General features: G+C 70.6%; 11 protein-coding genes. 6 read left to right on the forward strand and 5 right to left on the reverse strand.

The features are described 5' to 3' along the window. Window positions 1-190 precede the first annotated feature (190 nt). Both AB0M01_RS29970 and AB0M01_RS29975 read right to left on the reverse strand, forming a co-directional pair. Window positions 191-1,096: a phosphotransferase gene (locus AB0M01_RS29970; RefSeq protein WP_363675379.1), complete on the reverse strand. Its 906-nt coding sequence runs from the start codon at window positions 1,094-1,096 to the stop codon at window positions 191-193. A gap of 55 nt (window positions 1,097-1,151) precedes the next feature. Then, on the reverse strand, window positions 1,152-2,045 hold the full coding sequence (locus tag AB0M01_RS29975) for an SGNH/GDSL hydrolase family protein (protein WP_363675381.1): 894 nt from the start codon (window positions 2,043-2,045) through the stop codon (window positions 1,152-1,154). A 125-nt stretch (window positions 2,046-2,170) separates the two neighbouring features. Here AB0M01_RS29975 and AB0M01_RS29980 point away from each other — a divergent pair, with 125 nt between their 5' ends. Genes AB0M01_RS29980 through AB0M01_RS29995 form a run of 4 tightly spaced genes read left to right on the forward strand, consistent with a single transcriptional unit; the run spans window position 2,171 to window position 4,838 of the window. Then, window positions 2,171-2,728 (forward strand): TetR/AcrR family transcriptional regulator, encoded by a 558-nt coding sequence (locus AB0M01_RS29980; RefSeq protein ID WP_363675383.1) that lies wholly within the window; start codon window positions 2,171-2,173, stop codon window positions 2,726-2,728. Beyond that, entirely contained in the window at window positions 2,728-3,243 is a 516-nt protein-coding gene (locus AB0M01_RS29985; RefSeq protein ID WP_363675385.1) for an SRPBCC domain-containing protein, read from the forward strand. Before AB0M01_RS29980 ends, AB0M01_RS29985 begins: the two co-directional genes overlap by 1 nt. A gap of 34 nt (window positions 3,244-3,277) precedes the next feature. After that, window positions 3,278-4,033 carry a TipAS antibiotic-recognition domain-containing protein gene (locus AB0M01_RS29990; protein WP_363675387.1) on the forward strand — a complete coding sequence of 252 codons (756 nt, stop codon included), beginning with the start codon at window positions 3,278-3,280 and terminating at the stop codon, window positions 4,031-4,033. A 13-nt stretch (window positions 4,034-4,046) separates the two neighbouring features. Beyond that, complete coding sequence (locus tag AB0M01_RS29995) at window positions 4,047-4,838, forward strand: class I SAM-dependent methyltransferase (protein ID WP_363675389.1); 792 nt, start codon at window positions 4,047-4,049, stop codon at window positions 4,836-4,838. Here the strand turns inward: AB0M01_RS29995 and AB0M01_RS30000 are convergent. Continuing rightward, window positions 4,835-5,917 (reverse strand): DUF3068 domain-containing protein, encoded by a 1,083-nt coding sequence (locus tag AB0M01_RS30000; RefSeq protein WP_363675391.1) that lies wholly within the window; start codon window positions 5,915-5,917, stop codon window positions 4,835-4,837. The genes AB0M01_RS29995 and AB0M01_RS30000 overlap by 4 nt on opposite strands. 100 nt (window positions 5,918-6,017) lie before the next feature. Here AB0M01_RS30000 and AB0M01_RS30005 point away from each other — a divergent pair, with 100 nt between their 5' ends. Next, window positions 6,018-7,820: a hypothetical protein gene (locus AB0M01_RS30005; RefSeq protein ID WP_363675393.1), complete on the forward strand. Its 1,803-nt coding sequence runs from the start codon at window positions 6,018-6,020 to the stop codon at window positions 7,818-7,820. 19 nt (window positions 7,821-7,839) lie between these two features. After that, a complete protein-coding gene (locus AB0M01_RS30010; RefSeq protein WP_363675395.1) occupies window positions 7,840-9,063 on the forward strand; it encodes an acyltransferase in 1,224 nt (407 codons plus the stop codon). Here AB0M01_RS30010 and AB0M01_RS30015 read toward each other — a convergent pair. Together AB0M01_RS30015 and AB0M01_RS30020 are read right to left on the reverse strand one after the other, a co-directional pair. Further along, window positions 8,952-13,037 (reverse strand): alpha-(1->3)-arabinofuranosyltransferase, encoded by a 4,086-nt coding sequence (locus AB0M01_RS30015; RefSeq protein WP_363675397.1) that lies wholly within the window; start codon window positions 13,035-13,037, stop codon window positions 8,952-8,954. The genes AB0M01_RS30010 and AB0M01_RS30015 overlap by 112 nt on opposite strands. A gap of 8 nt (window positions 13,038-13,045) precedes the next feature. Continuing rightward, window positions 13,046-13,804 (reverse strand): class I SAM-dependent methyltransferase, encoded by a 759-nt coding sequence (locus AB0M01_RS30020; protein WP_363675399.1) that lies wholly within the window; start codon window positions 13,802-13,804, stop codon window positions 13,046-13,048. Window positions 13,805-13,856 lie beyond the last annotated feature (52 nt).

Here is a 13,856-nt window from a genome sequence, read left to right on the forward strand (position 1 = left end):
CACCAAACCGCTGGAAAGCTCTGAGAGGACAGATTCACCACCGACTGCTGCGAGCACGAGCCTGCTCCGTCCGAGGTCGCGCGGGCCCATAGCGCATCTCACAGAATAGTGGTAGCGGTACGGGCAGCACAACCCGGGGCACCCGGTGGTCACCGGCCGCCCGCCGAGGTCACCCGACGTCCCGCTGTTCTCAATGTACGACGTCCGGTTCGGCCCGGCCTGCCGCCAGGTCGCCCGTGTCGCCCATCCGGGTGATCAGGCCGTGCGCGGCGGTCGCGACCGGGTTCTGGCCGGTCCGCGCGGCGAGGTCGATCAGCGCCCACAGGTCGGCCGCGCGGCAGCGCTCGACCAGCCGGTCGCCCAGGTCCAGCCCACTCTCCCGTACCACCCGCAGCGCTGCCCGCTCGAGCACCGGGTCGGCACCGAACCGCAGCAGGTTGCCGAGATCCCCGTACGGCGTACCGCTGTGCGCGAACTCCCAGTCGATCAGCCCGGTGATCGTCGCCGTCGCCGGGTCGACCAGCAGGTTCTTCGGATTGAAGTCGCTGTGCACCAGACAGAAGCGGTCGACGCCGCTGTCGGAGAGATCCTCGGCGTGGTCGACGACGGCACGCAGGCCGCTGACCTGGTCGCGGGTCAGGCCGAGGTCGTCGACGTGCTTGTTCAGCCACTGGTCGAGCCCGCCGGCGCCGAAGGACTCGATCGCCAGCTCGCTGCCGACGAAATCCCCGAAGGCGAGGAACGGCATCCCGCTCAGCCGGACCAGCAGCTCTCCGAGCTGCTCGCCGACGCGCTCGCGCTGCTGATCATCGGCGTCGGCCAGGAACGTCTCGAGATTCACTCCCGGCAGCCGCTCGGTCAGCACGAAGGTCGGATTGCCGTCCACCTGGTCGACCTGCGCGTCCAGCACCCGCGGCACCGGCAGCAGTCCCCGCACCAGCCGCAGCAACGCCGCATCCACGGCGGCGCGGCCCGGGCGCTTCGCGTACAGCTTGAGCACGGCCTCCTCGCCGGCCGCGCTGACCGCGAACGTCTCCCCGCCGTACCCGCCGGTCAACGGAACAGCACTGGCCGCGATCGCCTCGAATCCATCCACCCACCCGATCCTGCCAGCACCGAGGGACATCCCCCGGCGCCGACAGGACTACTGCTCAGACCTTCGCCGGCACACCCATCGCCGCGCGCACGCTCGGTACCGCGTTCCGCAGCCCGGCCGCGTTCGGGTGCAGCGGCACCAGCCCGTTCGTCGTCGGGCTCGGGATCAGCCCCTCGATCCATCGCGTCCCCGCCGACTTGCACATGTCGTGGCCGACACTCGGTTCGGCCAGATCGACGTACGTCGCACCATGCGCTGCAGCCTGCTCGGCCATCCGCGTGTTCAGCCGGGTCAGCGCCGACTGCAGGTAGTCCGCGTCCGCGCCCCACACCGGTACGACCGGCCAGCAGCCACCCTTCTTGATCCCGGTCGGATAGCCGACCATGAGGATCTTCGCCTGCGGAGCCCGGGCCCGGATCTGCTCGATCACCGTCCCGTACGTCGGCGCGAAGGCGTCGATCTTCTGCGCGAGCCGGTCCACGCCACCCGCGGTGTTGGTCGCCTTGCACGACTTCCCGAGCGGCTGCGGCAGCAGGTTCACACACGAGACCGCGAGCCCGACCAGCCCGATGTCGTTGCCGCCGATCCCGACCGTGACGACGGTGGTGTCCGCGCTCAGCGCGTCGTACTGCGGGGCCGCCGTACCGGCGATGATCCCCGGCTGCGGGTTCGCGAAGTGCGCGGTGGTGGCGGCGCCGCAGGTGACGTCGCGGAACTTCGCGGGCCGCACCTGCTGGGCGACCAGCGACGCGTAGTTGACCGCCGACCGGGCGCAGGTGACCACTTCCTTGGCCGGCAGCACCAGCGACCCGGCGGCGAACGAGTCGCCCATCGCCACGTAGACCATCGGCGGTGCCGCGACGGCCGGAGCCGTCACCGATCCCGCGACGACCAGCCCTACCGCGGCTGTCGCCGCGACCATCCGTACCCGTACTGATCCGATCTGCATGCCGCTGCCCTTCGACGTTAAGTGACTGGCCGGTAACAGTTCGGATCAGCATGAACAACGCTCACCTTTTCGGCAAGACCTCGGGCTATTGGACCTCATTTCGCTACTGCGGTAGCGTAATGAGCATGGCCCGACCGAGAGACACCACGATCGATGCCAAGGTGCTCGCCGCCGCGGCCGAGGAACTGCGCACCGGCGGGTACGACGGCCTGTCGATCGACCGCGTCGCCGAGCGGGCCGGCGTCGCCAAGACGACGCTGTACCGGCGCTGGCCGTCGAAGGCCGAGCTCGTCGTCGCCCTGATCAGCACGCTGCGTGCCGACGTACCGTTCGAGCCGTCCGACGACCCCCGGCGCGACCTGACCGACCTGGTCACCGCGATCGCGGCCAACCTCGCGGCCACTCCCCCGAGCCTGGTCGCTGACCTGGCGGCGGCCGCCGCGCGGGATCCGCGGGTCGGCGACAGTGTCCGCGCGCTCTGGGCGGACCGGCACAGCGCCGTCACCGCGGTCGTCGCCAAGGCGCAGGAGGCCGGGCTGGTGCTCGACCACGTCGCGCCCGGCGTACTGGTCGATCAGCTGGCCGGCCCGCTCTACTACCGGCTCCTCGTCACCGGCGAGCCGCTCACGCCCGACTACGCGCGGACGCTGGTCGCGAGCGTCCTCGGACCTGAGGAGTCCTGATGAAACGCCGTCTGCTGATCGGTCTCGGTGCGGTCGTCGTACTGCTGGCCGGGTACACCGTCTTCACGATCGTCCGCCCGACCGTGCTGCACACCGAGGTGGAGATCGACGCGTCACCCGACCAGGTCTGGAAGGCGCTGACCGACCGCGCGAACTACCCGGCCTGGAACCCGTTCATCGTCTCCTCGACCGGTGACCTGACGGTCGGTGCGACGATCACCAACGTGCTGCGCGACACCAACGGCCAGGAGACGACGTTCACGCCCGAGCTGCTCGCCGTGGAGCCGGGCCGCGAGCTCCGCTGGATCGGCAAGATCGGCTTCGGCGGGATCTTCGACGGCGAGCACACGTTCCGCATCGAGGCCCTCCCAGGCGGCCGCAGCAAGCTGGTCCAGGAGGAGACGTTCCGCGGCGCGGCTGTGCCGTTCACCACCGGGATGCTCCGGGACACCATCGAGCCCCAGTTCCACGCGATGAACGCGGCGATCGCGGAACAAGCCGAACAAACGAGTTGAAGTTGCCGTAGCGGCAGCCTCTAGCGTCATGGGCATGGACGGAACGACCTGGTCGATCGCCGAGGTGGCGAAAGCGTCGGGAGTGACCGCGCGGACGCTGCGGCACTACCACGCGATCGGGTTGCTGGAACCGGTGCGCACCGCACCCGACGGACGCCGGTACTACGGCGACGCCGAGCTCCTCAGGCTGCAGCAGATCCTGCTGCTGCGTGATCTCGGGCTCGGCCTCGACGCCGTCGGCGAGGTGCTCGCGCACCGGACCACCGGCGACACCATCGAGGCGCTCGGCCGGCACAAGGAGTGGCTGCTGCGTGAGCAGCTGCGGCTCGGGCGGCTGGTGCGGACCGTCGAGGCAACGATCGAGAACATCAGGAACGGAGGAACGATGGCACCCGACAAGGTGTTCGAGGGGTTCGAGCACAACCCGTACGAGGCGGAGGCGCGGGAGCGCTGGGGCGACGAGGTCGTCGACGAGGGCTACCGCAAGATGCGGTCCTGGACGCCGGCCGAGGCGGAGCAGGCGAAGAACGGGTACGTGCGTGTGCACGAGCAGCTCGCCGTACTGAAGTCCGACGGCGCGCAGGTCGGCGAGCAGCGCGTGCAGGACGTCGTACGGGAGCACTTCGCGGTGACCAGCCTGTTCTGGTCGCCGACCGCGGAGGCCTACCGCGGGCTCGGGCAGATGTACGTCGACGACGAGCGCTTCCGGCGCAACATCGGGTCCGGCGACGACTCGCTGGTCGAGTACCTGCGGGACGCGATGGAGGTCTACGCCGCCGCCAACCTCTAGATAGGGTGACGGCGTGGTCGAGCCGCAGCGAATCGAGTTGACCGAGGCGCAGACCTCGAAGGCCAGCCGGACCTACTGGGACTCGGCCGCGGGCGAGTATCTCGAGGAGCACGGCGCGTTCCTCGGCGACGACCGGTTCGTCTGGTGTCCCGAGGGTGTCGACGAGGCCGACGCGCAGCTGCTCGGCAGCGTTCGCGGGAAGCGCGTCCTGGAGATCGGCTGCGGCGCCGCGCAGTGCGCGCGCTGGCTGACCGGGCAGGGCGCGCAGGCCGTGGCCTTCGACATCTCGGTCGAGCAGCTGCTGATCGGGAAGGCGCTCGACCGCAAGACCGGTACGACGGCGCGCACGGTGGCCGCCGACGCGACGGCGATCCCGTTCGCCGACGCGACCTTCGACATCGCCTGCTCGGCGTTCGGCGCGCTCCCGTTCGTCGCCGACGCCGAGCAGGCGCTGCGCGAGATCGCGCGGACGCTCAAACCCCAAGGCCTGCTGGTCTTCTCGGTCACGCACCCGATCCGCTGGAGCATGCCCGACGATCCGACGCCGGCCGGGCTGCGGATCACCCAGTCGTACTTCGACCGGACGCCGTACGTCGAGGTCGACGAGCACGGCGTCGCGGTCTACGCCGAGCACCACCGCACGACCGGTGACTGGATCCGCGCGATCACCGGCGCCGGCCTGGTCCTCGACGACCTGCTCGAACCGGAGTGGCCGGCGAGCAACGACCAGGTCTGGGGCGGCTGGGGACCAGACCGCGGGCGCCTCGTCCCGGGCACCGCGATCTGGTCCGCCCACAAGCCTTAGGCGGCCCGGCGTCCGCGCGGCCGCAGCGACAGGAAGACCGCCAGGCCGAGCAGCAGCAGGCCGAGAATCAGCGACAGCAGCGGCACCCAGAAGCCGATCAGGTGCAGCTGCGACGCCTTCTCGGCGTACCCGCCCTCGGACCTGCCGTCGACCGTCGCGCCCTCGACGTTCTTCTTCACCGTCGCGTCGTCGTAGCCGATCGTCGCGTCGGTGGCGGTGATCTTGGCTTCGCCGTTGTAGTCGATCGTGGCGAGCTGCTTCTCCTCGCCCTTGATGATCGCGCCGGTGACCGGCTCGATCCACAGGGTCCGGGTGTTCTGGTACATGCGCTGCACCTCGACCGACGGCCGGCCCTTCTCCCCGACCAGCGCGCCCGGCACCTTCAGCGGCGTCACCTGCGGCACCTGCGAGCGCGGCACCTCCTGGACGAACTTGTAGACCTTGAGCCCGAGCAGCTCGGTCTCACCCTTGAACTCGATCGGGAACGCCTGCCGCAGCGTGCTGTCCCAGAACTTGTAGGTCTTCTTCTCGGTCCCGAACGGGAACTTCAGCACCAGTCCCTCGTGGCCCTTGAAGACCTCGTCACCCGGCCGCTTGCGGTCCTCGGCCTTCAGCGTCGTGGTGATGTACTCGCCGCTGTTGTCGGTGGCCCGGTCCGGGTTCCAGCGGATCGCCTCGCCGGTGTGCGCGTCCAGCACCACCCGCTCCTGCACGAAGCTCAGCGGCGCCTTGTCGTCGCGCTTGGCGTCGTCCTCGCTGGGGAACTCGTACGCCGGGTCGTCGTCGGTGACCACCGCGGTGTCGAAGACGACCACGTCGCGCTTCAGCGCCTTGCCGATCTTCTCGGCCGCGACCACGTCACCGCGCACGGTCCGGGTCGAGGTGAGCGGCAGCTGCGTCTCCTGCTGGGTCGCGACCACGAACACGGTGCCGTCCTCGACGGTCTTCGACGTGGTGTGCGCGACCTGGTCCGGCGGCGCGACGGCCAGCGTCGGATAGGCGTAGAACTTGGCCATCACGGCCACCCCGACGAAGAAGATCCCCAGTGCCAGCAGCACCGTCCGACTGCGATTCCCCACAACAACCCCTCCCGGTCTCGTCCGCGGGACGCTACCAGCGAGTAGCGTTCTTGAACAGAGGCAGTCGCGGTCGTCCTGCGCTGACATATAGTCCGGCTCCATGAGGGGGATCCCGGGTGCGCTCCTGCGCCGCCGCAACGCGCCCGAGACGACCGTCCTGCGGGCCGCGATCGTCGGCGTCGCGGCGGTCCAGGCGGTCGTGCTCGGCCTGCTCGCGCGACGTGGCTACTGGATGAGCGACGACGTCGAGTTCCTGGTCCAGGGCGGCCGTGGATTCGCGCCGGGCGAGCTGCTGACGCCGGTGAACGATCACATCGCGCCCGGCCTGCGGTTCGTCTACGCGACCTTCGCCGAGCTCGCGCCGTTCAGCTGGGACTTCACCGTGGTGACCCGGGTTGTCCTGCAGGCGTTGGCGATCACGCTGCTCGGCCTGCTGCTGCTCCGGCTGCTCGGCTCCAGCTGGTGGGTCCTGACCGGCACCATCATGTACGCGCTGACGTCGCTCAGCATGCCGTCGTTCATGTCCCTGTCGAGCGGCGTCAACAACCTCCCGGCGCACGTCTGCGGCCTCCTGCTCCTCCACGCGACCGTCGACTGGTACGCCGGCCACCGTCGCCGAGCCGTTGCCTACGGCCCCCTTTCGCTGCTGCTCTCGCTGGCTTGCTGGGAGAAATCAGCGCTCATCCTCGTCACCGCGCTGGCCCTCGCGCTCTACCTCCGCGAGGTCCCGCTCCACGCCTGGCTCCGGCAGAGCTGGCCGTACGCCGCCGCGCTGACCACCCCACTCGTTGCCTTCGGCATCCTGTACGCCGCCAACGGCAGCCCGTCGACCGGCCACCTGCCACCCTTCGGCACCCTGGTCGGCCTGGCCGGCAAGTCGTTCGCCGTACCGCTCGGGGCGCTGGCCGGCGGCCCCTGGACCTGGACGAAGGTCTCCGGCGCCTTCGGCCTCGCCAATGCTCCAGCCACAGCCGTGATCCTCGGAGGACTCGTCGCAGCCGCGCTGCTCGTGACGGCCTGGCGCCGCGACCGGCGCGTCCTGCTGCTTTGGGCTTCGGTCGGCATCTACACCCTCGTCACCCTGTTCCTGGTCAGCTACGGCCGCTTCGCGCTCTTCGGCGACGCCTTCACGGTTCACTACCACTACTGGTCGGACCTCTCGATCCCGCTGACCCTCGCCGTCGTCCTGACCGCACGCTCCATCCGCTTCCCGCAGCCGGTCGCCGCCGGCCTGGTCGCCGCGTGGGGCGCAGCCGCCGTCGTCTCCCTGGCGAGCTTCGCGCAGTACTGGGACGACAACCCGTCCCGCCCGTACTTCCAGACGCTCCGTGCCGAGCTGGAGACCGCCGGCCCGTCGGTCAACCTCTGGGACACCCGCCTGCCCGGCTCGGTCTCGATCGCGCTCGTCGAGGACCCGCGCGTCTCCCCCGTGCTGCGCACCGCCGGCATCCCGTTCCAGCTCCAGGCGCCGAGCAGCGAACCGCGGATGATCGACGACAGCGGCCGGATCCGCCCGGCGCATTTCAGCGCTTGGGCCACCGCGGAGATCCCACCCCGGCCGAAGAATCAGTTCTGCGCGGTCCTGCTCCAGGGCGCGCGCGAGGTGACCCTGCCCCTGAAGGCGACCACCACCGAGCGACCAGCGGCCAACTGGTTCGCTAAGGTCAGCTACTTGAGCACCACGGAGAACGCAGTCGAGGTCGAGCTGATCGGCTCCGACGGCCGGACCACCGTCGTCCCGGCGACGTCCGGCAGCTGGCCCGCCGCCGGTCTGGCGAACGCGTACCTCGGCCCCGCCAGGACACCGACCGACCTGGCCGCCGTCCGGATCCGGACCACCGACCCGAAGACCAACCTCTGCATCGCCGACGTCGCGATCGGGCTGCCGCAGGTGAACGAATGACACGGACGCAGGTGTGCGAATGAGACGGATGCGCTTCCCCGCCCTCGACGGCCTGCGGGCTTTCGGCGCGCTCGCCGTCCTGACCACGCACGTCGGCTTCCAGAGCGGCGACGCGTTGCAGGGCCCGTTCGCCGGTCTGCTGTCGCGCCTCGACATCGGGGTGGCGATCTTCTTCGTGATCTCCGGCTTCCTGCTCTACCGCCCGTACGTCGTCGCCTGGTTCGGCGAGCCCGAGCCGCCGCTGACGCTGCCTTACCTGCGCAACCGGGCGCTGCGGATCCTGCCCGCGCTCTGGGTCACGGTGATCCTCGCCGCGCTGCTGGTGCCCCGGCCGGACGGCGTCAACTGGGTGACGTACCTGCGGCACGCGACGCTGACCCAGATCTACGTCGACTCCCCCGCTGCCGGTGGACTGACCCAGATGTGGAGCCTGGCGACCGAGGGCGCGTTCTACCTGTTGCTGCCGTTCCTGGCCCGGCTGCTGATCAGCTACGAGCGACCGACCCGCCAGGCCGTACGGCGTCGTCTGGTCGTGCTGACCTGCTTCACCCTGCTCGGCCCGGTCTGGATGGCCGCGATCAACGCGACCGGTCACCCGATCGCCGGGCTCTGGCTGCCCGGTCACCTCGGCTGGTTCGCGGTCGGGATGGGCTTCGCGCTCTGGCAGGTCGCGCGCAGCAGCGGCCGGCTGGGCAGCTCCGCGCTCGACACCCTGGCGACGATCCCGGGCACGATCTGGGCGGTCGCGGCGGTCCTGCTGCTGATCGCGGCGACACCGATCGCCGGCCCGTTCAACCTGGACTCCCCCAGCCCCGGCCAGGCGTTCGTGAAGAACCTGCTCTACACCGTGATCGCCGCCTGCGTGGTGTTCCCGGCGATCATGCCGTCGCCCCGGACCGCGAAGATCCTCGGCGGCCGCATCGGCCACGTCGCGGGCGACATCTCGTACGGCGTCTTCTGCTACCACCTGATCGTGCTCAGCCTGGTCGAGCAGCTCTTCGGCTTCGGGCCCTTCGAGGGGCACTTCGCGCTGCTGTTCTGGCCGACGCTGGTCGTCTCCGTCGGCGTCGCTGCCGCCAGCTACTACCTGATGGAGCGGCCGATCATGCGACTCGGCCGCCGGGACCGCTCCTACGACGTCTCGCCGGTGGGCCTCGACAACACGGCCAACGCGACAGCGAGCAGCACTGACCCCTGGACGACTCCGGACGTCAGTCCTGCGTCGCCGTCCGGCCAGGGCTGAGCAGCGGCGATCGCCGTACCGAGCAGGACCGCTGCGACGACCGCACCGACCAGTGCGATTCGCCGACCGTCCAGGAACCACGCCAGCGCCGCAGCAACGACTGTGACGGCCAGGCCGATCCAGCCGGCCATGAAGACACCGGCAACGACCACCAGCCCCGAGGCAACCCAGGCGTTGAGCCTGCGGGCCTCACGCAGCCGGTGCCCGGAGTGCCGCGACCGGCGACGCGAGAACACGGCCAGCCCGGTGACCATCACCAGCGCGACCAGCCCGACGAGCAGACCGGCCCGGTAGTCCCGGTCGGGGGTGAAGCGCGCGGTGACCTGCTGCTCGGGCCCGGCCGGGAGCAGCCAGCCCTGCTGCCAGCCGCCGACGCGGATCGGGACCAGCTTGCGGCCAGTACCGTCGTACGCCGCCCAGCCGGTGCTGAAGTTCTGCGCAACGGTCAGCACCGAGTCCTCGGTGGCAAGCGGCGCTTCCAGCGTCAGCTCGGACGGGCTGGGCCGCCAGACGTTGACGCCCTGCGCCGCTGCGTTCTCCGGCTGCACCGCATCGGTCCTGGTGAGCGCCAGCTCGGTCGGCGTGAAGTCCTTGCTGGCAACGACATCCAGCGTGTGGCGACCGCCCTGCAGCGGCAGCGACGGCTGCTGGCAGAGCGTGTACTTCACCGGCCGCCGCTGCAGCACGTCGCGCATCGTCGCGGTGAGCTTGGTCGCCGCCGGAATGCCGTCGACCAGGACGGTCGGGCCGAACCCGCACACCGCACCGGTCACCGCGTCCTGGTCGATCGCCTTGCGCAGGTCGTTGGCGCCGAGGATACGCAGCTCGGCCACACCGACCGGCAGCCGCCGGGACAGCCCGGTCGCGGAGTCGACGTCGACGAGGTCCTGAGTCCCGGTGAACGCGAGCTCGACCGTGCGCACGTAGGTGAAGCGGTCGGGGAACGTCACGAACCCCTCCGGCGTCACCTTCAGCGTGGTCGGCGTACCGCCGTCGAAGCGGACCTCGACCTCGCTCGGCCGGGCCGCCGCGAGGTAGGGGTCGCTGAGGAACTGCATCCCCTGCAGCTTGCGGGCCCCCGGCAACTTCAACGTCAGTGTCGGGTGCTCGTCGCCCGGCGCGGCCACCCAGCCGGTGCCGAGGTCCTGGTCCACCACGGCGCCTGGCCGGCCCTCCGGCGCGGTCACGGCTCGCGAGGAGGCCGTCGCGGTGATCCCGCCCGGCACCTCCAGCAGCCGCTCCACCGAGGCACCGTCGCGCGGCAACGCCGTCCCCTGCACCGTGTACGACGCCGACTCCGGCAGGTCGATGCTGCGGTACAGCCCGGTCGGCTCCTCGGAGTCCTTCGCGACGCCCTGCCTGCACAGCGGGCGGATACCGACGTGCAGGCAGGCCGAGCGGCCCAGCTGCTCGTTGCGGAAGACCAGTGCATCCGGCTGCTTGTCCAACCCACCCGGCACCTCGAGCCGGCTGACCGGGGTGAGCCCGGGCAGCGAGACCTCGGAGATCGCAACACCGTTCGGGTTCTTGCCGTCGGTGACGCCGACGCTCAGCCGCAGCCGCTGGGTGAAACCGTCCGGCGCCTGCACCGGTTGCGGCTTGTCTGTCCCTTCCACCACCGTCGAAAGCGAGCCCGCGTCGGTCTCCACGGTCAGCGTGCGGACCGGGTCGGTCGTCGGTGCCTGCAGCGAGAACTGCACCTTCAGGTCGGACACCTTGCGCGGCGCGGTGAAGTCGAGCTCCAGCCACTCGCCGCTGCCGCGCCCGAACGTGCCGGAGATCCAGCGCGTCGACGGATCGCCGTCGACCGCGGCGAACGGCCCGTTGCCCGGACCGGTCCGCAGCGTCGCGTCCGCGTCGGCCGCCGAGGAGGAGGCCCGGACGTCGGCCACACCACCAGCCCACACCCGGGTGGTCGACGGCGACGGCGGATCCAGCAGGTAGTCGAGAGTACGGCGGCCCATCCGGCCCGGGTCGTTCGCGGTCATCACCGGCGAGTAGTTCTCGGCCGGGCGCCCTACGGACACCTCACGCCGTTGCAGGCCGTCGGTCTGGACCAGCGGCAGGTTCAGCCCACCAGTGTCGGTGCTGAGCACAGCCTCGCGGTTGCCGCCCAGTGCGGTGAGCACCGACGGCACATCCTCCGGGCCACCGCGTACGGCGACCAGCTGCGACTGCGGGACCAGCCGGGCCGGGCTGACGTCGTCGCCGACGTCGTAGATCTCGATGCTCGGGTAGGGCAGCCGGGTTCGCTCGTCCAAGGTCAGCGTCGGCGACTCGATCGAGCTGCCGGTCGGCGGGCCGAAGTACGCGGTCCGCGCGATGCCCGCCTCGGCGAGGCTCTCGTGCACGGCGACGGTCGGACTCACCTGCGCGTCGTACCGGAGGTCGTTGCGGACGACGACGTACCGGACGCCGGCGCGGACCAGCGCCTGCTGCAGCGTGCGGTCGCCGACGCCGGAACCGAGCCGGCGTTCCACCTCGTCCAGCCAGCGCGTCGCACCGGCGGAGCCGAGCGGTACGGCGTCGCGGACCGCCATCGGCCGCTTCAGCAACGCCTGGAACGGCTCGTCCTTCGTGGAGCCCCACGTGAAGTCCGCGAACGACGCAGCCGGCACGACGAGCACGCTGCCGCTCGTCTGCTGGCTGTCGAGCCAGGACGCGGCCTCACGCCAGTGCGCGGGGATCGACTCGTAGCTCTCGTCTCTGGGCAGCTGCGCGAAGATCGCCGGCGTTGCCACGGACAGCACCAGGCAGGCGGCGAGTGCCGGGACCAGCCGACGCTGTACGCCGCGCGCAGTCGCCCAGCTGGTCAGCCGGGTCAGCGCGTGAGCTGCTGCGAGTGCCAGCGGCAGGCGGACGACCAGCTCGAACTTGTGGGTGTTGCGCAGCGCTGCGAGCGGGCCGTCGAGGAGGTCCTGCACCGGACCGGACAGCGGCGAGCTGTGATGCCCGAGCGTCAGCAGGAGCAGACCGGCGACGACCGAGAGCTGCAGGAAGCCTCGGTTCTTCAGAGAGCCCATCGCCAGACCAGCGAGACCCAGCAGCGCGACAGCGGCGGTCGCCATGATCAGCGCAGGCTGGGTGACGAACAGCCAGCCCGCAGGCCAGCTCGGACCGCCTCCTGTCGCCAGGAAGTTGAGCCACTGGGAGGTCCCGCGGAACGACTCGAAGATGCTGGCGGTGTTGGTGGTCGTCGCCGCGTTCTCGATCCAGTCCAGGAACGGCGGGCTGTACTTGCCGAGCAGCAGCAACGGCACAAGCCACCAGAACGACACCGCGACGATGCAGCCGAACCAGGCCGCGGCGATCTTCAGCGTCGACCGGTCCAGCCGCCGGGTCAGCAGCCAGAGCGCCGGGAGCACCAGCGTCGCTCCGGTCGCGACAGCATTCACTCCCCCGACCAGCCCGAAGGCCACGGCCGACCAGCCGACCCGCCACCAGCCGGAGCGGGCTCTGGGCGTCACCAGCGGCAGCAGCACCCAGGGAGCCATCGCCAGCGGCCACACCTCGATCGAGGTGATCGCTACCTCGCCGAGCATCCGGGGGCTCAGCGCGTAGAGCAGCGCGACGGTGAAGCGGGCCCAGGGCGCGCCGTACCCGAGAGCGCCGGCGAGCTTCCAGACGCCGAGGAACGCCGTACAGAGGACCAGCGCCCACCAGGCGCGCTGGATCGCCCAGCTGGGAACGTTGACCAGGTCCAGGAGCCAGTGAAACGGGCCCATCGGCAGCAGGTAGCCGTACGCCTGGTTCTGCAGCTGGCCGAACGCGCCCTGCGGGTCCCACAGGTGCAGCGCCCGGGCCAGGAACGCACCGGGGTTCGCCGTCAGGTCCAGCTTGGTGTCCGGCACGATCTTGCCCGGCGCCTGGTGGAACGCGAGCGCGACCAGCAGCAGGCAGCCCAGCAACAGCCGTGCTCGCCAGACCACCTGCTCGGGGCTGCCTGCCCTCAACCGCTTGAGTGGTCCGCGCAACAACCCACTCATAGGCGCCGAAGCACCAGGACTAGGTTCCAGGTCACGACCTCACGCAAACCCGGCACAGCCAGTACGCCGTACGCCCAGCGCGGGTGGTACCGCGGCACGGTGGCCACCAGCTCGGCCTCCGCGCACTGCCGGGCCCAGCGCAGTCCGCCGGCCACGGTGATCGGGAAGAGCGACTCCCCGAACCGGTTCTTCGGCGGATGGCCCTTCTGCTTCTCGTACCGGCGGGCAGCGCGGTCACCACCGAGGTAGTGCCAAGGCGCCGTCTCGTGGCCGCCGTGCGGACCCCACCAGCCGGTGTAGGACAGGAAGACCGTGCCGCCGGGCTTGGTGACCCGGACCATCTCGTCAGCCATCAGCCACGGGTCCGGCACGTGCTCCAGCACGTTCGAGGAGAAGCAGATGTCGACCTGCTGGTCGCCGACCGGCAGTGCCATCCCGCTGCCGAGCACTGTGCCCGGCGTGGGCTCGCCGCGGCCGCTGAGCTCACCCAGGTCCGAGTCGATCGCGTAGTAGCGCGCACCGGCCGCACGGAACGCGTCGGCGAAGTAGCCGGGTCCGCCACCGACGTCGAGCATCCGCGCCCCGCGCAGATCGGCGTACGACGACAGCTGGCCGACCGAGTCCGCGGCGAGCGTTCCGTAGAAGGTGTCCGGGTCGCTCTGCTCGACCCCGAAGGCCCGGAACAACCGCAGCGCGCGGCGCACGTCCGGCGTCCACCCGGCGGTGGTGACGGAGTCCGGAATCGATGCGCGCACAGGCGGGACGATAACCGATCTCGCGACCTCTGGCGGACATCGTTACTGCCTG

Source organism: Kribbella sp. NPDC051770, from assembly GCF_040681455.1.
Taxonomy (GTDB): domain Bacteria; phylum Actinomycetota; class Actinomycetes; order Propionibacteriales; family Kribbellaceae; genus Kribbella.

Coding starts and splice junctions, on each gene's coding strand:
- AB0M01_RS30010 (WP_363675395.1), top strand. CDS start 7,840: ATGAGACGGATGCGCTTCCCCGCCCTCGACGGCCTGCGGGCTTTCGGC.
- AB0M01_RS29980 (WP_363675383.1), top strand. CDS start 2,171: ATGGCCCGACCGAGAGACACCACGATCGATGCCAAGGTGCTCGCCGCC.
- AB0M01_RS29990 (WP_363675387.1), top strand. CDS start 3,278: ATGGACGGAACGACCTGGTCGATCGCCGAGGTGGCGAAAGCGTCGGGA.
- AB0M01_RS29975 (WP_363675381.1), bottom strand. CDS start 2,045: ATGCAGATCGGATCAGTACGGGTACGGATGGTCGCGGCGACAGCCGCG.
- AB0M01_RS29985 (WP_363675385.1), top strand. CDS start 2,728: ATGAAACGCCGTCTGCTGATCGGTCTCGGTGCGGTCGTCGTACTGCTG.
- AB0M01_RS30005 (WP_363675393.1), top strand. CDS start 6,018: ATGAGGGGGATCCCGGGTGCGCTCCTGCGCCGCCGCAACGCGCCCGAG.